Annotated in this window: 23 protein-coding genes; 8 read left to right on the forward strand and 15 right to left on the reverse strand. The window is 69.3% G+C overall.

What is annotated here, in order from left to right:
• Positions 1-55: 55 nt before the first annotated feature.
• On the forward strand, positions 56-751 hold the full coding sequence (locus AKH00_RS02335; protein WP_050721093.1) for an ABC transporter ATP-binding protein: 696 nt from the start codon (positions 56-58) through the stop codon (positions 749-751).
• Positions 748-2,070, forward strand: a complete 1,323-nt coding sequence (locus tag AKH00_RS02340) for an FtsX-like permease family protein (RefSeq protein ID WP_050721094.1) — start codon at positions 748-750, stop codon at positions 2,068-2,070. The genes AKH00_RS02335 and AKH00_RS02340 overlap by 4 nt, the downstream gene beginning before the upstream one ends.
• A 9-nt stretch (positions 2,071-2,079) precedes the next feature.
• On the opposite strand, the gene mutM is transcribed toward AKH00_RS02340, so the two are convergent.
• The 6 genes from mutM to AKH00_RS02370 all read right to left on the reverse strand — a co-directional run bounded on the left by mutM (position 2,080) and on the right by AKH00_RS02370 (position 7,206).
• Complete coding sequence (gene mutM, locus AKH00_RS02345) at positions 2,080-2,943, reverse strand: bifunctional DNA-formamidopyrimidine glycosylase/DNA-(apurinic or apyrimidinic site) lyase (RefSeq protein ID WP_050721095.1); 864 nt, start codon at positions 2,941-2,943, stop codon at positions 2,080-2,082.
• Positions 2,936-3,622, reverse strand: a complete 687-nt coding sequence (gene rnc / locus AKH00_RS02350; RefSeq protein WP_235556661.1) for a ribonuclease III — start codon at positions 3,620-3,622, stop codon at positions 2,936-2,938. Before rnc ends, mutM begins: the two co-directional genes overlap by 8 nt.
• A gap of 23 nt (positions 3,623-3,645) precedes the next feature.
• On the reverse strand, positions 3,646-3,855 hold the full coding sequence (rpmF, locus tag AKH00_RS02355) for a 50S ribosomal protein L32 (RefSeq protein WP_050721097.1): 210 nt from the start codon (positions 3,853-3,855) through the stop codon (positions 3,646-3,648).
• A 2-nt stretch (positions 3,856-3,857) separates the two neighbouring features.
• Positions 3,858-4,352, reverse strand: coding sequence for a YceD family protein (locus tag AKH00_RS02360; RefSeq protein ID WP_050722000.1), 495 nt, complete (start codon positions 4,350-4,352; stop codon positions 3,858-3,860).
• Between the two features lie 134 nt (positions 4,353-4,486).
• The gene (coaD, locus tag AKH00_RS02365) at positions 4,487-4,984 is read right to left on the reverse strand and encodes a pantetheine-phosphate adenylyltransferase (protein ID WP_050721098.1); all 498 of its coding nucleotides are present in this window, start codon (positions 4,982-4,984) and stop codon (positions 4,487-4,489) included.
• 50 nt (positions 4,985-5,034) lie between these two features.
• On the reverse strand, positions 5,035-7,206 hold the full coding sequence (locus tag AKH00_RS02370; RefSeq protein WP_050721099.1) for an ATP-dependent DNA helicase RecG: 2,172 nt from the start codon (positions 7,204-7,206) through the stop codon (positions 5,035-5,037).
• A 61-nt stretch (positions 7,207-7,267) separates the two neighbouring features.
• On the opposite strand from AKH00_RS02370, the gene rsmD reads away from it, so the two are divergent.
• Positions 7,268-7,846: a 16S rRNA (guanine(966)-N(2))-methyltransferase RsmD gene (rsmD, locus tag AKH00_RS02375; protein ID WP_050721100.1), complete on the forward strand. Its 579-nt coding sequence runs from the start codon at positions 7,268-7,270 to the stop codon at positions 7,844-7,846.
• Between the two features lie 78 nt (positions 7,847-7,924).
• On the opposite strand, the gene thiL is transcribed toward rsmD, so the two are convergent.
• Entirely contained in the window at positions 7,925-8,920 is a 996-nt protein-coding gene (gene thiL / locus AKH00_RS02380; RefSeq protein ID WP_050721101.1) for a thiamine-phosphate kinase, read from the reverse strand.
• Between the two features lie 23 nt (positions 8,921-8,943).
• On the opposite strand from thiL, the gene AKH00_RS02385 reads away from it, so the two are divergent.
• On the forward strand, positions 8,944-9,444 hold the full coding sequence (locus AKH00_RS02385) for a DUF3515 family protein (RefSeq protein WP_050721102.1): 501 nt from the start codon (positions 8,944-8,946) through the stop codon (positions 9,442-9,444).
• A gap of 45 nt (positions 9,445-9,489) precedes the next feature.
• Here the strand turns inward: AKH00_RS02385 and AKH00_RS02390 are convergent, their stop codons facing one another.
• From AKH00_RS02390 to leuC, 6 genes are all read right to left on the reverse strand, one after another.
• Entirely contained in the window at positions 9,490-10,572 is a 1,083-nt protein-coding gene (locus AKH00_RS02390) for a D-alanine--D-alanine ligase family protein (RefSeq protein WP_050721103.1), read from the reverse strand.
• On the reverse strand, positions 10,478-11,611 hold the full coding sequence (locus tag AKH00_RS02395; RefSeq protein WP_050721104.1) for an NAD(P)H-dependent glycerol-3-phosphate dehydrogenase: 1,134 nt from the start codon (positions 11,609-11,611) through the stop codon (positions 10,478-10,480). The genes AKH00_RS02390 and AKH00_RS02395 overlap by 95 nt, the downstream gene beginning before the upstream one ends.
• A complete protein-coding gene (locus AKH00_RS02400; RefSeq protein ID WP_050722001.1) occupies positions 11,601-12,356 on the reverse strand; it encodes a lysophospholipid acyltransferase family protein in 756 nt (251 codons plus the stop codon). Before AKH00_RS02400 ends, AKH00_RS02395 begins: the two co-directional genes overlap by 11 nt.
• A 5-nt stretch (positions 12,357-12,361) precedes the next feature.
• Positions 12,362-13,729: a UDP-N-acetylglucosamine 1-carboxyvinyltransferase gene (murA, locus tag AKH00_RS02405; RefSeq protein ID WP_050721105.1), complete on the reverse strand. Its 1,368-nt coding sequence runs from the start codon at positions 13,727-13,729 to the stop codon at positions 12,362-12,364.
• Positions 13,730-13,794: 65 nt separating this feature from the next.
• Complete coding sequence (leuD, locus tag AKH00_RS02410; RefSeq protein ID WP_050721106.1) at positions 13,795-14,391, reverse strand: 3-isopropylmalate dehydratase small subunit; 597 nt, start codon at positions 14,389-14,391, stop codon at positions 13,795-13,797.
• 2 nt (positions 14,392-14,393) lie between these two features.
• Positions 14,394-15,845 carry a 3-isopropylmalate dehydratase large subunit gene (gene leuC / locus AKH00_RS02415; RefSeq protein ID WP_050721107.1) on the reverse strand — a complete coding sequence of 484 codons (1,452 nt, stop codon included), beginning with the start codon at positions 15,843-15,845 and terminating at the stop codon, positions 14,394-14,396.
• Between the two features lie 187 nt (positions 15,846-16,032).
• Here leuC and AKH00_RS02420 point away from each other — a divergent pair, with 187 nt between their 5' ends.
• A complete protein-coding gene (locus tag AKH00_RS02420) occupies positions 16,033-17,328 on the forward strand; it encodes an O-acetylhomoserine aminocarboxypropyltransferase/cysteine synthase family protein (protein WP_050721108.1) in 1,296 nt (431 codons plus the stop codon).
• Positions 17,325-18,638 (forward strand): LLM class flavin-dependent oxidoreductase, encoded by a 1,314-nt coding sequence (locus tag AKH00_RS02425; protein ID WP_050721109.1) that lies wholly within the window; start codon positions 17,325-17,327, stop codon positions 18,636-18,638. Before AKH00_RS02420 ends, AKH00_RS02425 begins: the two co-directional genes overlap by 4 nt.
• A gap of 27 nt (positions 18,639-18,665) precedes the next feature.
• Here the strand turns inward: AKH00_RS02425 and AKH00_RS02430 are convergent, their stop codons facing one another.
• Positions 18,666-19,163: a DUF427 domain-containing protein gene (locus AKH00_RS02430; protein WP_050721110.1), complete on the reverse strand. Its 498-nt coding sequence runs from the start codon at positions 19,161-19,163 to the stop codon at positions 18,666-18,668.
• Positions 19,164-19,199: 36 nt separating this feature from the next.
• Here AKH00_RS02430 and AKH00_RS02435 point away from each other — a divergent pair, with 36 nt between their 5' ends.
• Positions 19,200-19,793, forward strand: coding sequence for an LON peptidase substrate-binding domain-containing protein (locus AKH00_RS02435; RefSeq protein WP_050721111.1), 594 nt, complete (start codon positions 19,200-19,202; stop codon positions 19,791-19,793).
• 3 nt (positions 19,794-19,796) lie between these two features.
• Here AKH00_RS02435 and AKH00_RS02440 read toward each other — a convergent pair whose 3' ends face one another.
• Positions 19,797-20,801, reverse strand: coding sequence for a TerC/Alx family metal homeostasis membrane protein (locus AKH00_RS02440; protein WP_050721112.1), 1,005 nt, complete (start codon positions 20,799-20,801; stop codon positions 19,797-19,799).
• A 181-nt stretch (positions 20,802-20,982) separates the two neighbouring features.
• Between AKH00_RS02440 and AKH00_RS02445 the strand changes: the two genes are divergently transcribed.
• Positions 20,983-21,651 carry a TIGR00645 family protein gene (locus AKH00_RS02445; RefSeq protein ID WP_235556662.1) on the forward strand — a complete coding sequence of 223 codons (669 nt, stop codon included), beginning with the start codon at positions 20,983-20,985 and terminating at the stop codon, positions 21,649-21,651.
• Positions 21,652-21,678 lie beyond the last annotated feature (27 nt).

Here is a 21,678-nt window from a genome sequence, read left to right on the forward strand (position 1 = left end):
CGATCATCCGTCCGACCGACGCGATGGCAGCCCTCGGGCCGCGAGGCTTGGGAGCATGAATTCCTCCGTCCTCGAAGCACGAGCCCTCAGCAAGTCCTATGGCACCACGCGCGCACTCGCCGGGGTGGACCTCACTGTCCACCGCGGCGAGTCCGTCGCGATCATGGGTGCATCGGGCTCGGGCAAGACGACCCTGCTGCACGTCCTCGCCGGCATCGTCGCGCCGGATGCCGGTTCCGTGACGTTCCAGCCCTCGACCGGGCATCCGGTCGAGGTGTCGGGACTCGGCGAGACAGAGCGCTCTCGACTGCGGCGTGAGCGTTTCGGCTTCGTTTTCCAGCAGGGACTGCTGATCCCCGAACTCACGGCTGTCGAGAACGTCGCTCTCGCGTCGATGATCAACGGCGTGAAGCGCTCGGACGCCGTGCAGCACGCCGCCGCCTGGCTCGCCGCCCTCGGGCTGGCAGGAATGGAGGACCGCCGGATCGGCGAGCTCTCGGGCGGCCAGGCGCAGCGTGTCGCGATCGCGCGCGCTCAGGCGACGGGCGCGGAACTCGTCTTCGCCGACGAGCCCACGGGCGCGCTCGACTCGCGTACCTCGCACGAGGTCATGGATGCGCTGCTCTGGTCCACCACGGGACAGGGACGCACGCTGCTCGTCGTGACGCACGATCCCGAGGTCGCGGCGCGCTGCTCGCGAATCGTCTCGGTCCGTGACGGTCAGATCGTCTCCTCGGAGGTGTCGGCATGAACGCCCGCGTCCTCGCCCTACTGCTGCGGCCTGCACCCGGTCAGAACGCTGTGCTCGCATTGCCGATCGTGGCGTTCGCGCTCGTGACCGCGCTCGTGCTCACCGTGGTGGGCGGCGCGCAGGCGTTCTGGTCGTGGACCGACGACATGGCCGGCCTCTATCAGGCCCTCGCCGCGATCGCCCTCGTGCTCCTCGTGGTCCCGCTCGCCGGCCTCGGCGGTGCGGCCGCGCGGCTCTCCGCCCGACGTCGCGACGAACGCCTGTCGACTCTGCGGCTCCTGGGCGTCACCCCGATGGGCGTCGGCGTCGCCACTGTCGTCGAATCGCTGCTGGTCGCCGCTGCAGGCGCTCTCGCCGGTGTGGTCGTCTACCTGGCCCTGAGCCCGGCCATCGGACTGATCCCGTTCCGCGGTGAGGCGCTCGGAGCCGCATCCGTGCTCCTCTCCCCTCTCGCGGTCATCGCCGTGGTCGGCGGCATCCTGCTCGTCGCCGTCGGCAGCGCCGCACTGGGTCTGCGCCGCGTCGTCATCTCTCCCCTCGGCGTGCGGATGCGGTCGGCCGTGTCCTCGGTGCACTGGCTGCGCGCGGTGGTGGCCGTCTCGGTGCTGGCTCTCGCGTTCCTGCTGATCAAGGTCTTCCCCTCGACCGCGGGCCTCACGACCACGATCGTCGTCATCGCCGGGCTGTTCGCCGCGGCCCTCGCGGTCCTCAACGTCCTCGGTCCGTGGGTTCTCAAGGTGTCGGCATCCCGTCAGCTTCGCCGCGCCGAGCGCCCCGAGCGCCTGCTCGCGGCCCGTACCGTGCTCGACTCCCCGAAGGCCGCATGGCGTCAGGTGAGCGGCATCGCCATGGCGAGCTTCATGGCCGTGTTCGCCGGCACCGGCGTCTCGCTGATGTCGCTCATGGACGGCGAGGGGGCGTCAGCGCAGGATGCTGCACTCGTCACGGACATCCGCACCGGTCTCATCATCACCCTCGTCGGATCGTTCCTGATGGTCGCAGCATCCGTCGGAGTGAACCAGGCCGCGTCGATCCTCGACGAGCGCGAACTGCACCGGAGCCTCCACCACCTCGGCGTTCCGCTCGAGACCGTCGACTCCGCCCGCCGACGCGCGATCATGTCGCCGCTGCTTGTCACGGCGCTCGGGTCGGCGCTCTGTGCCGCAGTGCTGGTGTTCCCGCTCCTCGGCATGGCCGTGATCACCGCACCCGTGTCGCTGCTGACGATCGCGACGGTCGTCGCCGTGGGGATCGGCGTCGTCTGGGCGACGACCCGGGTCACACGTCCGCTGCTCGCGCGGTCGTTCCAGGCGGCGTGAAGCGGGTGCTCAGCGACGCCGCTGGCACCGCGGGCAGTAGTGGCTCGAGCGGTTCATGAACGCCTCACGACGGATCGGACCACCGCACCGGGGACACGGCTGGCCACCGCGCCCGTAGGCGTTGAGGGAGTGCGCGAAGTAGCCGGCCTGGCCGTTGACGTTCACGTACTGTGCATCGAAGCTCGTGCCGCCCTCGGCCAGTGCCTTGTCGAGCACGAGGCGGACCTCGGCGAGCAACCGGCGTGCGGCCTGCGTCGACAGCGACGACGCAGCGGTCTCGGGGTGGATCCGTGCGGCCCACAGCGATTCGTCGGCATAGATGTTGCCGACGCCGCTGATGAGCTGCTGGTCGAGCAAGACGCGCTTGATAGCGCTGTTCCGACGTCGGAGTGCCATGAGGAACCCGGCGTCGTCGAAGAGCGGATCGATCGGATCGCGCGCGATGTGCACGACCTGCGAGGGAATGCGCGTGGGGCCGTCGTCCTGCAGTGCGTCGACGGCGAGCGAGCCGAAGGTCCGCTGGTCCGCGAAGACGATGGCGAGGTCGCCGTGCGTCGGGTGCTCGACGTGGAGCCGCACGCGCTCGTGTCGCTCGGGCGTCGCATCAGGGGCACGCAGCAGCATCTGCCCGCTCATGCCCAAATGGGCGATCAGGGCGGACTCGTCGCCCTCGAGCGGCAGCCACAGGAACTTGCCCCGACGGTCCGCGGCCGTGAAGCGATGCCCCTCGAGTCGCGACACGAAGTCGGCCGCCCCGGCGCTGTGGCGGGTCAGGGCGCGTTCGTCGAACACGCTGACGGCCGTGATCCGTGCGCCGATCGTGGCGGGGGCGAGGCCCGCACGCACCACCTCGACCTCGGGAAGCTCAGGCACGCTCGTCGAGCACCCGCCACGCACTGAGCGCGGCGGCCATCTCGGCAGTCTTCTTGCTGCTGCCGAGACCCGTCATGGTCAGCTCGCCCACGACCACGGTCGCGGTGAAGCGGCGATCGTGATCCGGACCACTCGCCTCGATCGAGTACCGCGGAGGCGTCGCCCCGAGGCGCGCGGCCAACTCCTGCAGGCTCGTCTTCGGATCCATCGCCGCGCCGTAGCGCTCGGGGTCGGCAAGCAGCGGCTTCGTGAGACGCAGCACGAGATCGGTGGCAGCATCCGGTCCCGCCGACAGGAAGGTCGCGCCGATGACGGCTTCCATAGTGTCGGCCAGGATCGAGTCCTTGTCACGACCGCCGGTCTGCTCCTCGCCACGCCCGAGCAGGAGATGCGAGCCCAGACCGATCCCCCGCGCCACCTCGGCGAGGGCCACGGTCGACACGACGCTCGCTCGGCGCTTGGCCAGCGATCCCTCGTCGAGCTCGGGGTGCGTCGTGAACAGCATCACCGTGACGGCCTGCCCGAGCACCGAGTCCCCGAGGAACTCGAGCCGCTCGTTGTGCGGGATGCCGCCGTGCTCGTAGGCGTAGGAACGATGGGTCAGCGCCAACTCCAGAAGCTCCGCGTCGATCTCGACACGGAGCTTCTCAGGAAGTGTGCGCGTCCCTTCGGGGACCACTGTCACAGCGTTGGGGTCGCGACTCAGACGTCGGCGACCTTGCGGCCCTTGTACTCGAGGAACAGCTCGGTGCCCTGCGAGTCGGTGACGACCTTGGCCTGGTGCGGGCGGCTGTAGACGACCTTGCCGTTCTCGACGGTCTTGACGAGCGCGGGAGCCTCGGCCTTCCACTGCGCGCGGCGCGAGCGGGTGTTGGAACGGGAGACCTTGCGCTTCGGGGGGTTACCAGCCATGACTAGCTCTCTTCTTTCTCGGCGGCCCGGCTCTGTGCCGTACCGTCCTGGTCTGTGATCTTCTGGAGCGCACTCCATCGCGGATCGATGGGAGCGGCCTGCTCCGACCCGGTGCTCTCGGTCAGTCTCTCGCCTGTGACCGGGTCGAGCCCGAGGCAATCCGGCTGACACACCGGCTGGAAGGGAAGCGACAATACGGCCGCATCCCTGACCAGAGTTTCAAGATCCACGTGGTCGTCTTGAACCTCGAAGTCAGTTTCTTCCTCACAAGGATACGCGAAAAGCTCCTGGAACTCGACTTCGACAGGCCGGGCGATGTCCGTGAGGCATCTGCCGCACACTCCGGAGTACTCGGCATCGACGGTCCCGGAGGCGAGGATGCCCTCGTGCACCGACTCGAGACGCACGTCGACATCGAGCTCGGATCCCTGGGCGAACGAGACGATGCCCTCGCCCCACGCCTCGGCGACGGTCACCGTGAAGGCATGCTCGCGCATCTCCCCCGGGTTGCGCACGATGTCGCGGACGGGGAGGACGAAGGGGCCGTTGAGTCGGGAACGCACCCGGCAATGCTACCGGCTCCTGCACAGTCGAGGCTGGCCGTCGCCTGACCGCTCCGCGTGACGGGCTGTCAGATGCCGCGGGCGCCGGTGTCGAGGAACGCGGCCACCGCCGGCGGCACGAAGGGGGCGATGTCGCCACCCAGGCCGGCGACCTGTCGCACCAGCGAACTCGACACCAGCGCGTGCGCCGGGTCGGGAAGCAGGAAGACGGTCTCGATGTCGGCGAGGTGTCGGTTCACGATCGCCATGGGCGACTCGTAGGCGACGTCGATCTGCGAGCGGATGCCCTTGACGAGAACGCCGGCACCCACATCGCGCGCGTAGTCGACGAGCAGACCCATGCTCCACGAACCCACGACGACGTTGCCGTCCATGCCGTCCTCGGCGATCGACTGCTCGAGCAGCGACATGCGCTGCGCGATCGGCAGCATCGCCTCCTTGCCGGGGTTGTGCACCACGAGGACGTGGAGTTCGTCGTACAGCTTCGCCGCACGACGGATCACATCGAGATGGCCCAGGGTCGGCGGATCGAAGGAACCCGGGACGACGGCGATCCGGCTGCTCATGCTCCCAGCCTAGAGCACGGTCCGGCATGCACCGTGTGCGCGGTTCACGCTCAGTTCTTGGCCAGGGCAGCACGGTCCTCGTCGCTCACACGACGGGCGATGGCCGAGCGCAGACCCGGATTCGCTGCGAGCTCGGGATCGTCGGCGAGGATGCCCTCGGCGAGCTCCCGCGCACGGACGATGAGCTTCGAGTCCTTGACGACCCGGAGCAGTTTGAGCGACGACCGCACGCCCGCCTGCGCCGCGCCCAGCACGTCGCCCTCACCGCGCAGCTCGAGATCGACCTCGGCGAGCTGGAAGCCGTCGAGCGTCGCGGCCACAGCATCCACCCGCTCGCGTGCCACCGATCCCGATTCGGCCTCCGTCACGAGCAGACAGAGCCCCGGCACTCCGCCTCGACCCACGCGGCCACGCAGCTGGTGGAGCTGCGACACCCCGAAGCGATCCGCGTCGAGCACGATCATCGTCGAGGCGTTCGGCACGTCGACGCCGACCTCGATCACGGTCGTCGCGAGGAGCAGATCGATGTCGCCCCGCGCGAACGCCTGCATCACGGCATCCTTCTCGTCCGAGGGCATGCGCCCGTGCAGGACGGCCCGGCGCAGGCCGCCGAGGGTGGGATGGGTCGCGAGTGCCTCGTCGAGCTGCACCACACCCCAGCGGGGGCCCGCGGCGCCTTCCGGCTGCAGCAGCGTCTCCCCCGCTTCTGCGGTCTTCTTGGTGGTGTCGATCGCAGCGCATACCGCGAACACCTGACACCCCTGTGCGATCTCCTCGGCCGCACGCTCCCAGACCCGGTTGAACCAGCCCGGATGCTCCGCGAGCGGGGCCACGAACGACTCGATGCCCGCCCGCCCCTTCGGCATCGTGCGGATCACCGAGGTGTCGAGGTCGCCGAACACGGTCATCGCGACCGTCCTCGGGATCGGAGTCGCCGTGAGCACGAGCGCATGCGGACTCGACCCCTTCGCGCGAAGTGCCTCACGCTGCTCGACGCCGAAGCGGTGCTGCTCGTCGACCACCACCAGACCGAGATCGGCGAAGGTCGTCTTCTCCCCCAGCAGTGCGTGCGTGCCCACGACGATGAGCGACTGCCCCGAGGCGACCCGCAGGGCAGCCTTTCGCCTCTCGGCGGCCGGGAGCTGACCCGTCAACAGCGTCGGCATCACGAGGGGCGCGAGCTGCGGACCGAGCATCTTGGTAATCGACCGGAGATGCTGCGCCGCGAGCACCTCCGTCGGCGCGATGAGCGCCGCCTGCCCACCGGATTCGGCGACCTGCAGCATCGCGCGCAGCGCCACGAGCGTCTTTCCCGAGCCGACCTCTCCCTGCACCAGGCGGTTCATGGGCCAGGAACCCACGAGATCGGCGGCGACCGCTTCGCCGACCGTCTGCTGGTCGGGCGTCAGGGTGTACGGCATCGCGGCGTCGAAGCGCTCCAGCAGGCCGCCGGGGGCCGCGGGACGCGCCGTGGCCGAAAGCGATCGCACGGCGTCTCGCTGCTGCAGCAGGGCGGTCTGCAGAGTGAGCGCCTCGTGCATGCGCAGCGTCCGCACCGCGGGATCGATGTCGTTGCGGGTCTTCGGCCGGTGGATCTGCTCGAGCGCCTCCCGCGCCGTCAGGAGCTCCTCCCTGGCCCTGACCTCGGCAGACAGCGGCTCCGGCACGTCGGAGAGATCGTCGAGCACACGACCGACGAATTTCGCGATCTGCCAGGTCTGCAGGCTCGACGTCGCCGGGTAGATGGGGATCAGCACGGCGGCTCGGGCGTCCGCGCGGCGCCGTGCGGCATCCTCGTCGTCGAACAGCTCGTACTCCGGGTGCGCGAACTGCGTCACGCCGTTGAACTCGCCGACCTTGCCCGAGAACACTCCGCGTCGCCCGACAGCGAGCTCCTCCGAGCGCCACTTGGCGGCGCCGAGATTCTTGGCGAAGAAGGTCAGCGACATCTTGCCGATGCCGTCGCCGATCACCACGTCGGCCATCGCACCGCGACGGTTGCGCATCGCGCGGGCGCTCGACGACAGCACCTCGGCCACGATCGTGACGGTCTCGCCGATCGGGAGCTCGCGGATCGGAGTGAGCTCCCCCGGATCCGCATAGCGACGCGGGTAGTGCGACAGGAGGTCCCCCACCGTCGCCATGCCGAAGGCACGGTCGAGCGTCTTCGCCGGGGTGGCGCCGAGCGCCTCCGCCAGGGACGTGTCGAGCGTGAGCGGCATCCTCCGAGTCTAGGAGGCGGCACGGACACGGCGCGCACCGCGCCTGTCGTATCGTGAACGGGTGACGAGGATCATCGCCGGGACGGCACGAGGAGCACGGCTCGAGGTCCCGGGAGCGGGGACGAGGCCCACGAGCGACCGGGTGCGAGAGTCGCTGTTCGGCGCTCTGGAGTCGTCCGACGCGATCGTCGGCGCCCGAGTGCTCGACCTGTACGCGGGATCCGGAGCATTGGGGCTCGAGTCCCAGAGCCGCGGCGCCGCGGAAGCGGATCTCGTCGAGCACGGTCGCGCGGCCGCCGCCGTGCTGAGGCGCAACGCCGCGGTGGTCGCGAAGGCGGGCGGGCTGCCGGCGGCGCGGGTGCACCAGAGCACCGTCCGGGCGTACCTGCAACGTGCGACCGGCACCTTCGACCTCGTGTTCACGGATCCGCCCTACGATCTCGACGACGACGCGATGACCGCGGATCTGATCGCCCTCGCACCGCTGCTCAGCGCGGATGCGGTGGTCGTGATCGAGCGCGCGCGACGCTCGACGCCTCCCGACCTCGATGCCGCGGGCCTCGAGCTCCTGCGCGACAAGACTTATGGGGACACACGCATCTGGTGGGCCGTCCCCCGGCATCCGTCGCCCGCGTCCTAGCCCACCCGACCGTCTGTTTCTGCCGTTCGGCAGAAACAGACGGGCGATTTGTGTCATACGGCAGAAACAGACGGGTGTTCAGCCGGAGGCGGAGTCCCAATCGCGGTAAGGGTCCCATCCGCTCACGTCGACGGGGCGGTCATCGACCAGCAGGTCTTCGTCGCCGCGCGTCCGCACCTCGCCGATCCGCCGGTATCCCGGGGGAAGCGCCTCGGTCGGGAAGGCGGCGAGCAGCGCATGATCCTCCCCTCCGGCGAGAGCCCTCTCCGGATCGTCGCCGAGCGCGGCGCCCTCCAGCGCGATCGTGACACCGGAGGCGGCCGCGAGACGACGCGCGTCGAGTGCGAGGCCGTCGGACACGTCCATCATCGCGGTGGCCCCGGCGAGGGCCGCCACCGGACCGAGACCGATCGGCGGAGACGGGCGCAGCTGCGCCGCGATCGCGGCGCGCTCCCCGTCGCCGAGCACGGCGGGTTCGACCGGCACCGGGGCGTCGCCGTCGCGGAAGCGGCCGAACAGCACCGCGAGTCCGCGCGCGGCGTGGCCCAGCTCACCCGCGATCGCCACGACGTCACCCGGTCGTGCACCGGAACGGGTGACCGCAGCACGGCCCTCGAGATCGCCGAGCGCCGTGACCGCGACCGTGAGGACGTCGGACACCGTGAGGTCGCCGCCCACGACGGCGCAACCGGGTGCGAGCGCCGCACAGGCCTCGCGGAACCCGTCGGCGAGCTGCTCGACGAAGGACAGCCGCAGTTCTCGCGGCACGGCGAGGGCGACGAGGAGTGCCGTCGGTCGCGCGCCCATCGCGGCGACGTCCGCGAGGTTGACCGCGGCGGCCTTCCACCCGAGGTCATAGCCGCTCGACCAGGCGAGGCGGAAGTCGGGGCCGTGCACCAGCGTGTCGGTGGTCGCGACGACAGAGCCGGAGGGCGCGGCCACGACCGCGGCATCGTCGCCCGGCCCGATCAGCGCGTGCGCGGCGGGCACCGTCCTCGTGAGGATGGCGCGGAGGATCTCTCCCTCGGAGAGCTCTCCGAGGCGCGGGTCGTCGGAGTCGGGTCGGGAGGGCATGGAGTCAAAGGTAGCCTGGATGCATGCCCTCCTCCCGTCGTCTGCTCCTCGTCGCGGGGATGCTGATCGCCGCCGCCGGCCTCGCCGGATGCTCGACCACGATCCACCTGGAGCCGGCAGCCGACGCGAACAATCCGTCGTGCGCGGAGGTCTCCGTGCTGCTTCCGGATGCCGTCGGCGACCTCGACCGCGTGTGGACCGACGCGCAGGCGACCGGCGCCTGGGGCGAACCCACCGTCGTGCTCCGCTGCGGGGTCGACGTCCCCGCCCCCTCGACCGAGGTGTGCACGACCATCGGCGGTGTCGATTGGCTCGTGCTCGATCAGGAGGACGAACGCCAGCGCCTCGTCACCTACGGTCGCGATCCGGCGGTCGAGATCATCATCCGCCGCGGAGAGGAACTCGACTTCCGCACCGTCGTGGAGAGTCTGTCGACGAGCATCCAGTCCGGTCTGGAGCCGGCGACCGCTCGCTGCACCGACCGAGTGCCGACGGATGACGGCACCGGCTCGACGGAGGGCTGACGGCCGCCCGGCCGCGCCCGTCGCTCAGCGGCGCAGACCCGCCTCTCAGCGGCGCAGACCCGCCTCGATGAGCTCCGAGATCAGGTCGCCGTAGCTGAGGCCCGAGGCCACCCAGCACTTCGGGAACATCGAGATCGGCGTGAAGCCGGGCATCGTGTTGAGCTCGTTCACGACCAGCTCCCCCGAGGCCGTGAGGAACATATCCACTCGGGCGAGTCCCCGACCGTCGACGGCCTCGAAGGCACGGATGCCGGCATCCTGGATCGCGGCGATCTGCGCCTCCTCCAGCTCGGCAGGGCACACCACGTCGACGCCGTCGCCGCCGAGGTACTTGCCCTCGAAGTCGTAGAACCCGCGCGAGGTGAGCACGATCTCGCCCGGGAGCGATGCGCGCACCCCGTCGGCGCCTTCCAGCACCGCGACCTCGATCTCCCGGCCGGAGACGCCGGTCTCGATGAGCACCTTGTCGTCCTCCGCGAACGCGATCGCGAGGGCCGCGTCCAGCTCGTCCGGGGACTCGACCTTCGACACGCCCACGCTGGATCCCGCGCGGGCGGGCTTGACGAAGAGCGGAAGGCCGAGAGCGGCGGCCGCCGAGCGCACGGCCGCGGCATCCCGGTCCCACTGGCGAGCTCGCACGGTCACCCACGGCGCCACCGGGATACCCGCGGCCTGCAGAGCGATCTTCATGAAGTGCTTGTCCATGCACAGCGCGGAGTCGAGCACCCCTCCGCCCGCGTACGGGACCTCGAGCGTGTCGAAGTAGCCCTGGATCGTGCCGTCCTCGCCGTGCGGGCCGTGCAGGATCGGCAGCACGATGTCGATCTCGCCCAGTCCGTCGAGAGTCCCATCGGGTCGCACGACGCGCAGAGTGCGGTCACCGCCCGGCTCCGGCCACAGCACACGGGTGCCGTTGTCCACGACCTCCGGCAAGTGCGCGGCGTCGAGCGGGAACTTCGCGGGATCGTCGTCCTCGAGGACGAAGGCCCCCTCGCGCGTGATCCCGACGGGGATCACCGCGTAGCGATCGCGATCAATCGCGCCCAGAACCCCGCCCGCCGTTGCGGAACTGATCGAATGCTCGCTGGAGCGCCCTCCGAAGAGCACCACCACCGTCTGCTTGTCCATGGTTGGTCCTCTCACCCTGCGGGGTGTCGTCGTCCGTCGTCAGGTGGGGTGCGATGTCACGCGGGTCCATCTTCCCGTCCAGCACCATCTTCACCTGTTCGACGATGGGCATGTCCACCTCGGACTCGCGGGCGAGCTGCAGCACCGGCGCGACGGACGCGAGTCCCTCGGCGGTCTGCTGCATCTGCTTCACGACGTCCTGGAAGCTGTATCCCTGGCCGAGCAGGCGCCCTGCCGTGTTGTTGCGGCTGAGCGGCGACTGGCAGGTCGCGATCAGGTCGCCGAGCCCCGCGAGCCCCTGCAGGGTCTCGGGGTGAGCGCCGTTCGCGACCGCGAAGTCCGTCATCTCCACAAGACCGCGGGTGATGATCGAGGCCTTGGTGTTCTCTCCGTAGCCCACGCCGTCGACGATGCCGATCGCGACGGCGATGAGGTTCTTCAGGACACCGCCGAACTCGGTGCCGATCACATCGGTGTTCACGAAGGTCCGGAAGTACCCGTTGCGCGCGGCGCGGGCCACCTCCTCGGCGGTCTCCTGGCTGCGCGACGAGATCACGGCGGCGGTGGGCTGCTCGCGTGCGATCTCGAGTGCGAGGTTCGGACCGGAGGCGACCGCGATGCGGTCGGGGTCGCACCGCAGCTCCTGCTCGATGACCTGGCTCATCCGGAGACCCGAACTGCGTTCGACCCCCTTCATGAGGCTGACGATCTTCGCGTCGCCGTCTGCGAGCAGCGGGCGCAGCGCCTTGAGGTTCTCGCGCAGCGACTGGCTCGGCACAGAGAGGTACACCTGATCGACGTCGCGCAGTGCGATCGCCAGCTCGTGCGTCGCGGCCATGGTGCGGGGCAGGTTGATGCCGGGAAGGTAGCGGGAGTTGCGCTTCGCCTCGTCGATCTCGTGGGCGAGCTCGGCGCGCCGAGCCCACATCGTGACCTGGGCGCCGCCATCGGCGAGGATCTTCCCGAAGGTGGTCCCCCAGCTGCCCGCACCGATCACGGCGACGCGGGGGCCGGCAGGTACCGTGCGCTTAGGAGTCAAGGCGACCCGTCTCCTTCTGCCCGTGTGCGGCGGGGTTCCATCGCTCAGCCGGTGCCTTCTCGTCGCGGAGTCCTTCGAGGAGCTCGGTGATCGCGTTCATAACGCGTGTGGTGGCCTCGTTCAGCGCCGCCGGTTCGCCGGCCCGATGCTGCAGATCGGACAGGTCTACGGGATCGCCGATCACGACGTGCACGGGCTTGCGGAGCGGCCAGAGGCTCAGGCCCTTCTGATAGCGGCCCATGATCGCCTGCGTGCCCCAGTGGGCCATCGGGATCACCGGGATGCCGCCGGCCAGGGCGAGGCGGACGGCGCCGGACTTGCCGCGCATCGGCCACATGTCCGGATCACGTGTCAGCGTGCCCTCCGGGTACACGATGACCCCGCGGTCGTGCTCGACGAGTTCCTGCGACTGCTTCATGGTCTGCTTGGCCGCGGCCGCAGAAGATGTGCGCGCCACCGGGATCATGCCGGTCTTGCGCAGGATCCACCCGACCACCGGGACACGGAACAGGCTCTCTTTCGCCATGAACCGCGGAGCGCGGCCGACCCGCCACACGGCGACGGCCACGATCAGCGGATCGAACTCCGAGTAGTGGTTCGGGGCGAGCACGAACGAACCCTCGCGAGGAAGCTTCTCCGCACCGGTGATGCGGATGCGTGCGAGCAGCCCCACGAGCGGCAGCACGATCGCGGCGACCGGCCAGAAGAGGCTCGGGCGAGTCGTCTCCGGGGACCGGGAACCCATCGACGTCACCGGACGACGTCGAAGTCGGCGCCCAGGGCGTCGAGCTTGGCGAGGAACTTCTCGTACCCGCGGCTCAGGATGTCGACGCCCGAGACCTGCGATTCGCCCTCTGCCGTCAGCGCCGCGATGACGTGGCTGTAGCCGCCGCGCAGATCGGGCACCACGATGTCGGCACCGTGCAGCGGGGTCGGTCCCGTGATCACGGCCGCCTGCTCGAGGTCGCGGCGAGGCACACGTCGCGGGCCCGCCTGGAGTCCGCGAGGGTGCACGACGATGTCGGCGCCCATCTTGACGAGGGCGTCGGTGAAGCCCATGCGGTTCTCGTACACGGTCTCGTGCACGACGGAGCGCCCGTGCGCCTGCGTGAGCGCGACCACGAGCGGCTGCTGCCAATCGGTCATGAAGCCGGGGTGCACGTCGGTCTCGACGACAACGGGCTTCAGCTCGCCGCCTCGACGGAACAGGATGCCGTCCTCCTGGATGTCGAACCATCCACCCGCCTTGCGGAACACGTTGAGGAACGTGAGCATCTCCTGCTGCTTCGCGCCGCCCACGAAGATCTCGCCGTCGGTCGCGAGTGCGGCCGAGGCCCAGGATGCGGCCTCGTTGCGGTCGAAGATCGACCGGTGGTCGTATCCGCGCAGGGTCTCCACGCCCTCGATGAGGATCACCCGGTTGGGCTCGTAGGAGATGATGGCGCCCATCTTCTGCAGTACCGCGATGAGATCCATGATCTCGGGCTCGATCGCCGCGTTGCGGAGCTCGGTCGTGCCCTCGGCGCGGACGGCCGTCAGCAGCACCTGCTCGGTGGCGCCGACGCTGGGGTACGGGAGGTGGATGTTCGCGCCGTGCAGACGCGCCCCTCCCGTGGAGAGGCGGATGCCGCTCGGAAGCTTCTCGACGATCGCCCCGAACTTGCGGAGCGCGTCGAGGTGGAAGTCGATGGGGCGGTCGCCGATGCGGCAGCCGCCCAGGTCGGGGATGAAGGCCTGACCGAGCCGGTGCAGCAGCGGGCCGCAGAACAGGATCGGGATGCGCGAGGCTCCCGCGTGGGCGTCGATCTCCTCCATGTGAGCGGACTCGACGCCGCTGGGGTCGAACACGAGCGACCCGGGCTCGTCGCCCGCCGACACCTGGACGCCGTGCACCTCGAGGAGCGAGCGCACCACGGCGACGTCGCTGAGATCGGGGACGTCGCGCAGGGTGCTGGCGGTCTCGCCGAGCAGCGTCGCGACCATGGCCTTGGTCGCGAGGTTCTTCGCACCCTTGACGTCGACGCGGCCGCGCAAGGGGCGGCCTCCGCGGATCGCGAGGACGTCTCCGGTCAACGCTGGGACTCCATCCGCCAGAGCATCGCGCACAGGTGTCGTCATTCGGAGCCTCACTTCGTTCAACGGAATTCGGGACGGGGTCGCCCTCTGCTCCCCCGTCCCGCCGTTCACTGAACGGGGAGGGTCCGGGGCCGCCACGATTCGCGGCGGGCTTCGAACTGCGCGATCTTGTCTTCGTTGCGCAGCGTGAGCCCGATGTCATCGAGCCCTTCGAGGAGCCGCCATCTAGTGTAATCGTCGACACCGAGGTCGGCCTGGATCTCGCCGATGGTGGCGACCCGCTCCTCGAGGTTCACGGTGATCGACGCCCCGGGATTTCGGTCGATCTCGGCCCAGATCCGCTCGAGATCCTCCTCGGAGATCGTCGCGGCGAGCAGACCCTGCTTGCCCGAGTTCCCCCGGAAGATGTCAGCGAAGCGGGGGCTCAGCACGACGCTGAACCCGAAGTCGCGCAACGCCCAGACGGCGTGCTCACGGCTCGACCCTGTGCCGAAGTCAGGCCCGGCGACCAGCACGGATGCGCCCTGGAACGCCTCCTGGTTGAGCACGAAGTCGGGGTCCTGCCGCCAGCCGTGGAACAGCGCGTCCTCGAAGCCGGTCTTGGTGACCCGCTTGAGGAAGACGGCCGGGATGATCTGGTCCGTGTCGACGTTGGAGCGCTTCAGCGGAGCGGCGATCCCGGTGTGGGTGCTGAACTTCTCCATGGTCAGACCTCCGCCATCTCGTACAGGTCGCTCGGACTCGACAGCGTGCCGCGGATGGCGGTCGCCGCTGCGACGAGCGGCGACACGAGGTGCGTCCTCCCGCCCTTGCCCTGGCGTCCCTCGAAGTTGCGGTTCGAGGTCGACGCGCACCGCTCGCCCGGAGCGAGCTGGTCAGGGTTCATGCCGAGGCACATCGAGCAGCCGGCGAAGCGCCACTCGGCGCCGAAGTCGGTGATGATCTTGTCGAGCCCCTCGGCCTCGGCCTCCAGGCGCACACGGGCCGATCCCGGCACGACCATGACGCGCACGCCCTCGGCCTTCTTCCGCCCCTCGATGATCGACGCGAACGCGCGCAGGTCCTCGATGCGACTGTTCGTGCACGATCCCATGAAGACGGCGTCGACCGGCACCTCCTTGAGAGGGGTACCGGGGGTCAGGTCCATGTACTCGAGCGCCCGCTCCGCCGCGGCGCGCTCATTCGGGTCCAGGATCGTGGTGGGATCGGGCACGGATGCCGACAGCGAGCTGCCCTGGCCGGGATTGGTGCCCCAGGTGACGAACGGCTCGAGCTCGTCGGCGTCGATGAACACCTCGGCGTCGAACGCCGCGCCCTCGTCGGTCGGGAGCGTGCGCCAGTAGGCGACGGCGTCGTCCCAGTCCTGGCCCTTCGGCGCGTGTGGGCGTCCTTCCAGGTAGGCGAAGGTCGTCTCATCCGGGGCGACCATCCCCGCGCGGGCGCCCGCCTCGATCGACATGTTGCAGATCGTCATGCGGCCCTCCATGGAGAGCGCGCGGATCGCGCTGCCGCGGTACTCGAGCACGTAGCCCTGGCCGCCGCCGGTGCCGATCTTCGCGATCACGGCGAGGATGATGTCCTTGGCGGTGACGCCGGGGCGCAGCGTGCCCTCGACCGTGATCGCCATGGTCTTGAAGGGCTTCAGGGGCAGGGTCTGCGTCGCCATGACGTGCTCGACCTCGCTCGTGCCGATGCCGAACGCCATGGCTCCGAAGGCGCCGTGCGTCGAGGTGTGCGAGTCGCCGCACACGACCGTGATGCCGGGCATGGTGAGTCCGAGCTGAGGACCGACGACGTGCACGATGCCCTGCTCGGCGTCGCCCAGGGAGTGGAGTCGGACGCCGAACTCGGCGGCGTTGCGCCGCAGCGTCTCGATCTGGGTGCGACTCGTGAGGTCGGCGATCGGCTTGTCGATCTCCCACGTCGGGGTGTTGTGGTCTTCGGTGGCGATCGTGAGGTCGAGTCGGCGCAACGGGCGCCCCTCGGCCCGCAGGCCGTCGAAGGCCTGAGGGCTCGTGACCTCGTGCACGAGGTGCAGGTCGATGTAGATGAGGTCGGGCTCGCCGTTCTCGCCCTTCACGACGAGGTGATCGTCCCAGACCTTCTCGGCCAGGGTCCGGCGACGTGCGGACTCAGAGTCTGCTGCGGGGGTGTTCATTGCGATTCTCCTGAAGCTGGCGGTTCGGCCCACAGTGGACTCCGCGACGAGGAGGGGCTCAGAACGAGGTCTCGTCGCGGCCGCTAAGAAGGAGCACGATCCGCATGACGTCAGGTTACCACCGCTTCCGCGGACTGCGACGCGCCGTGACACAGTACTGTCACCCGCACCATCGAGAGGGCTCTGCATGACCGTCGACTCCCCCGGCTTCGCCACCAAGGCCGTCCACGCCGCCCGGAACCAGGATGCCGCGTCGTCGCGGGCCACCCCGATCTACCTCACCGCGGGCTTCGAGTTCGACGACTTCGACCATGCCGCCGACCACTTCGGCACGGGAGCCGGCTTCGGCTACACACGCACCGGCAACCCGACGGTGCGCGCCGTGGAGCGTCAGCTCGCGGCACTCGAGTCGGGAGCCGACGCCGTGCTCGTGGCGAGCGGTCAGGCCGCGGTGTCGACGGCCCTGCTGACCGTCGCGGGCGCGGGCGACCACATCGTCTCGTCCACGCACATCTACGAGGGCACGCGCGGCCTGCTGCTCGACAACTTCGCCCGCCTGGGGATCGAGACGACGTTCATCGACGACATCCGCGACCCCGACGCCTGGCGCGCGGCGATCCGCCCGAACACACGGGCGCTGTTCGCCGAGTCGATCGCGAACGCCCGCAACGACGTGCTCGACATCGCGGCAGTGAGCGCCGTGGGCGATGAGACGGCGATCCCGCTGATCGTCGACAACACCCTCGGCACGCCGTTCCTCGTGCGCCCTCTGGAGCACGGTGCCGCGATCGTGGTGCACTCCGCGTCGAAGTTCCTCGCCGGTCACGGATCGGTGCTCGGCGGCGTGATCGTCGACGACGGCCGCTTCGATGCGGCAGCCGCCGGCCACAACGCTCCGCACCTGGTGCTCCCGGGGCGCGCAGGCCTCGCGAGCGTCGCGGCACGGCACGGGGGCAACGCGCGCATCGCGTATGCGCGCGAATCCGTCGCCCCGCGGTTCGGCGCCTCGCCCTCGCCTCTGAACGCGTTCCTGATCGGCCAGGGCGTGGAGACCCTCGGCCTGCGCGTCGAGCGTCAATCCCGCAACGCTCTCGAGGTCGCGCGCTGGCTCGCAGCGCAGGATGCGGTGGAGAGCGTCGACTACGTCGGCCTCGAGAGCCACCCGGATCACGCGCTGGCGACGAAGTACCTCGGCGGGGGCTTCGGATCGATCTTCACCTTCACGCTCAAGGGCGGACTCGACGCCGCACGCGCGTTCGTCCAGGACGTCCGTGTGTTCACGCACATGACGCACATCGGAGACGTGCGGTCGCTCGTCCTGCATCCCGGGACCACCAGCCACGCCTCCCGCACCGAGGAGGAACGCGAGATCCTCGGCGTCCGTCCTGGGACCCTGCGCCTGTCGATCGGCATCGAGGACGTCGCCGATCTGATCGCCGACCTCACCCGGGTGCTCGAGCCGGCCCGCGAGGCGGTCGCATGAGCCGCCCGCAGCATTTCGGGTGGTTCCTCGCCCGCGGCTTCGGCCCGCAGGGCTGGGGGTATCCGTCGCTCGACTGGGACTACGACTGGACCCGTCCGGAGATCTACCAGGAGGCCGCACGCACGCTCGAGCAGGCCGGCTTCGATCTCGTCATCATCGAGGATGCGCCGTCGCTCGGCTCGCCCGACACGATCGACCTGCGCGTGCGGCACGCGTTCGGCGGGCCGAAGCACGACCCGCTCCTGCTCGCGCCCTACCTCTTTCAGGCGACCAGGCATCTCGGCGTGGTCCCGACCGTGAACCCCGCCGCCTACCTGCCGTACACCGCGGCCCGCCAGTTCTCGACCCTGCAGCACCTCAGCGGCCACCGCCTCGGGCTCAACGTCGTGACCGACACCGGCAGCGCCCGGCACTTCTCCGCGGCAGCGCAGCTCGGCCACGACGAGGCGTACGACCGCGCCGAGGAATGGCTGGACGGCATCCGCGCGCTCTGGCGCAGCTGGGACCAGGGTGCGCTCGTGCGCGACCGCACCACCGACGTCTACGCCGACGGCTCGAGGCTCCGCGCCGTGCAGCACCGCGGCGAGCACTTCGCCTTCGACGGTCCGCTCAACGCCATCCCGTTCACCGACGGCGAGCCGGCGATCGTCTCCCCCGGCGGCTCGGGGCGCGGACTCGGCTTCGCGGGTGCGAACTCCGACGTGCAGCTGGCCCTCGCGCCGCTCACGGAATCGTCGGTGCGTGCCTACCGGACGAAGATCCACGACGCTGCTCGCGCCGCGGACCGCACGCCCGAAGACATCAAGATCCTCTTCGCGATCCAGCCGGTCATCACCGCGTCCGCCGAGGAGGCGGACCGCATCGTCGCGGCCTCGGCCGAACCCGACGACGCGGCGCTCGTGCAGATCGCCCGCAAGCAGTCGAGCGACCTCGAGACCGACCTCACCGCGCTCGACCTCGACCGACCGCTCGACCTCGGGATCTTCGGCCCGCACGTCTCGCAAGGCAGCATCCAGCGGCTCGTCGGCGACCGGGGTGAGGATGCGCCGCTCCGCGCGCACCTCGCCGCGCTGGCCCGCAGCGGGCGCATCAGCGACCGCACCGGTTTCGTCGGCACCGCCGAGGAGTTCGCCGACCTGATCGAGGAGCTCGGAGACTGGGGCAACGACGGCGTGCTGCTATGGGGCGACTTCCACCCCGTGACGCTGCACCGCACGCTCGACGAGCTCGTCCCGGTGCTGCGGCGGCGCGGGATCCTGCGACGCGAGTACGTCGACGGCGGGCTGCAGGCCAACCTGCGCGCATTCTGAGGGCGGGCGATCCCTTCGTCGCCGGGGCTACCAGCCTATCGACCCGGGCACGCCCTTGAACGGTCCGACGACGGACGAGGTGACCCACCCGCCGTAGAAGCCGCCGGGCTGAGCCACGACGACTTCCCCGTCGACCGTGCACGCGTCCATGGGTCCGGCGTACACCGCGACGCGGTCGGCGAGCACCTCGAAGCCCCTCGACGGCTCCGGGTAGTTCCACCCGGCGCCCGCCGCCACGATTCCTCCGCCGTGCACGTCGAAGTAGCGCGCCGCGCCCTTGAACTCACAGAAGGACGAGCCCGAGGCGTCCACGAGGGCGCCGGGCACGAGATCGGCGATCGGAAGGTAGTACACGGGCGGATGGCTCGTCTCGAGCACCCGCACAGCGCCACGCGTGTCTGCGATCAGCTCCCCGCCGAGCCGGATGGTGACGCGAGCCGCGACCGGCTCGACGCGTGGCGGTCGCGGGTAGTCCCAGACGGACTCCTGACCTGCAGCCGGAACCTCTGGATGTGGTCTTCGCATCTGTTCACTGTACGTCCGTCGGTGTTGACTGGGGTCATGACCGCGTTGCCGATGTTCCCCCTCGGTTCGGTGCTGTTCCCGTACACGCCCCTGCCGTTGCGCGTGTTCGAGCCGCGATACCTCACCATGGTCGGCCGACTCCTCGACGAGGAGGACCCGCAGTTCGGCGTCGTGCTCATCCAGCGCGGCCACGAGGTCGGCGGCGGCGACCAGCGCAGCACGATCGGCACCATGGCGCGTCTGGTCAGCGTCTCCGCGGACGCCGAGGTGCTCCACATCGTCGCGGTCGGCACCGCGCGATTCTCGGTCGATCACTGGGCTGACGACGAACCCCACCCGAGAGCCGAGACCTCGCCCGTCCCCGCGCTCGTGTGGAACGACGCGCTCGCACCGCTGCGGACGGAGGCCGAGGCGATCGTGCGCCGGGTGCTCGCACGCAGCGACAGCCCCTGGGACCCCGACACCGAGCTGTCGGAGGATCCGATCGCCGCGGTCTGGCAGCTCGCCGCGATCGCCCCGCTCGGCGAATACGACCGCTACACGCTCCTGCAGTCCACCACGACCGGCGGCCTGCTCGGTCAGCTGATCGATCTGACGCTCGAGGCCGAATCGCTCGGGAAAGAGAGCTGAGACTCAGTCCACCGGCGTCGTGAGTCGCGCAGCGCGCTTCTCCCGCGAGGACGCCACCAGGCTCGCGATCGTCGCGACCGTCATCGACACGACGATCACGCCCAGGGACACGAGGTTATCGATGTCGGGCACCCATTCGACGTGCTCCCCGCCGTTGATGAACGGCAGCTCGTTCTCGTGCAGCGCATGAAGGATGAGCTTGACGCCGATGAAGCCGAGGATCACCGCGATGCCGTAGTGCAGGTACCGCAGGCGGTCGAGCAGATCGCCGAGCAGGAAGTACAGCTGGCGCAGCCCCATGAGCGCGAAGATGTTGGCCGCGAACACCAGGAAACCGTTCGTCGTGATCTCGAAGATCGCGGGGATAGAGTCGATCGCGAAGATCAGGTCGGTCACGCCGATCGTGATGAACACGATGACCATCGGGGTCCACATCCGCTTGCCGTCGACCGTGGTGCGGATCTTCGAGCCGTCGTAGGTCTCGCTGATGTCGATGCGGCGGCGGAGCAGGCGCACGATGAAGTTCTCGCGCTTCACGTCGTCGTCGTGGTCGCCCTCGGGCATCGCCTGCTTGATGGCCGTGTAGATCAGGAACGCGCCGAAGATGTAGAAGATCGGCGAGAAGTGCTCGATGATCGTGACGCCGACGAGGATGAAGGCCCCTCGCAGCACGAGCGCGATGATGATCCCCACCATGAGCACCTGCTGCTGCAGACGCCGCGGCACCGCGAACTGCGCCATGATCAGCACGAACACGAAGAGGTTGTCGACGGAGAGGCTGTACTCGAGCGCCCAGCCGGTGATGAAGTCACCGGCGTTTCGCCACCCGGCGACGTTGCCCAGGATCAGCGCGAACAGCAGCGCGAGCCCGACGTAGAACACGACCCACAGCGTCGACTCCTTGGTCGAGGGGATGTGCGGGCGCAGCCGGATGAGCAGCAGATCGCCGATGAGGATGAGGCTCAGAACCACCATCGAGGTGATCTCGAACCAGAGAGGGATGTCCACGGGCGTGCGGGACCTTTCGAGAGGGTACGGAGAAGTCCGAAAGTCTCTCCCCCGCACACATCGGTGCGGCGCGCGCCCGGAGCAGCTTCGATGATGCTCGTGATGACGTTACGCGCGTATCCGGGATACTCCCTCTCGCAGAAGTCCATGCTAGACCCTCGGGCGTGGTGGAATGGTCGTCGTGACCACGACTTCGCACACGGATCAGCCCGCCTCCGGAGCCACACCGCTCGAGACACCTCAGCGCAACCCCTGGGCCCGCTCGATCGGCTCCCTGATCTTCGTCAGCCGATGGCTGCAGGCGCCGCTGTACATCGGCCTGATCATCGCCCAGCTCGTGTACGTCATCGTGTTCATGGTCGAGCTGTGGCACCTGATCGTCGAAGACGTGTTCCACGACATCACGCACATCAACGAGGCGACCATCATGCTGAGCGTCCTCGGCCTGATCGACGTCGTGATGATCGCGAACCTGCTCATCATGGTGATCATCGGCGGGTACGAGACCTTCGTGTCGCGCATCAACACCGACGGGCATCCCGACCAGCCGGAGTGGCTCTCGCACGTCAACGCCAACGTGCTCAAGGTCAAGCTCGCAATGGCGATCATCGGCATCTCGTCCATCCACCTGCTCAAGACTTTCATCGCGGTCGGCAACATGGACGAGGACGGCATCAGCAAATCGGAAGCGGCCGGTCTGGGAAGCTACACGCCTACCGGAGTGCTGTGGCAGGTCGTGATCCACATGGTGTTCATCGTGTCGGCGCTCGCCCTCGCGTGGATCGACAAGATGTCGCAGAGCACGATCAAGGCGGCGCACGCGGCATCCACCGGAGCCGCCGCACACTGATCTGAGACGATGGGGCATCCCTCGACA

The organism is Microbacterium sp. GCS4, from assembly GCF_001262495.1.
GTDB lineage: Bacteria > Actinomycetota > Actinomycetes > Actinomycetales > Microbacteriaceae > Microbacterium.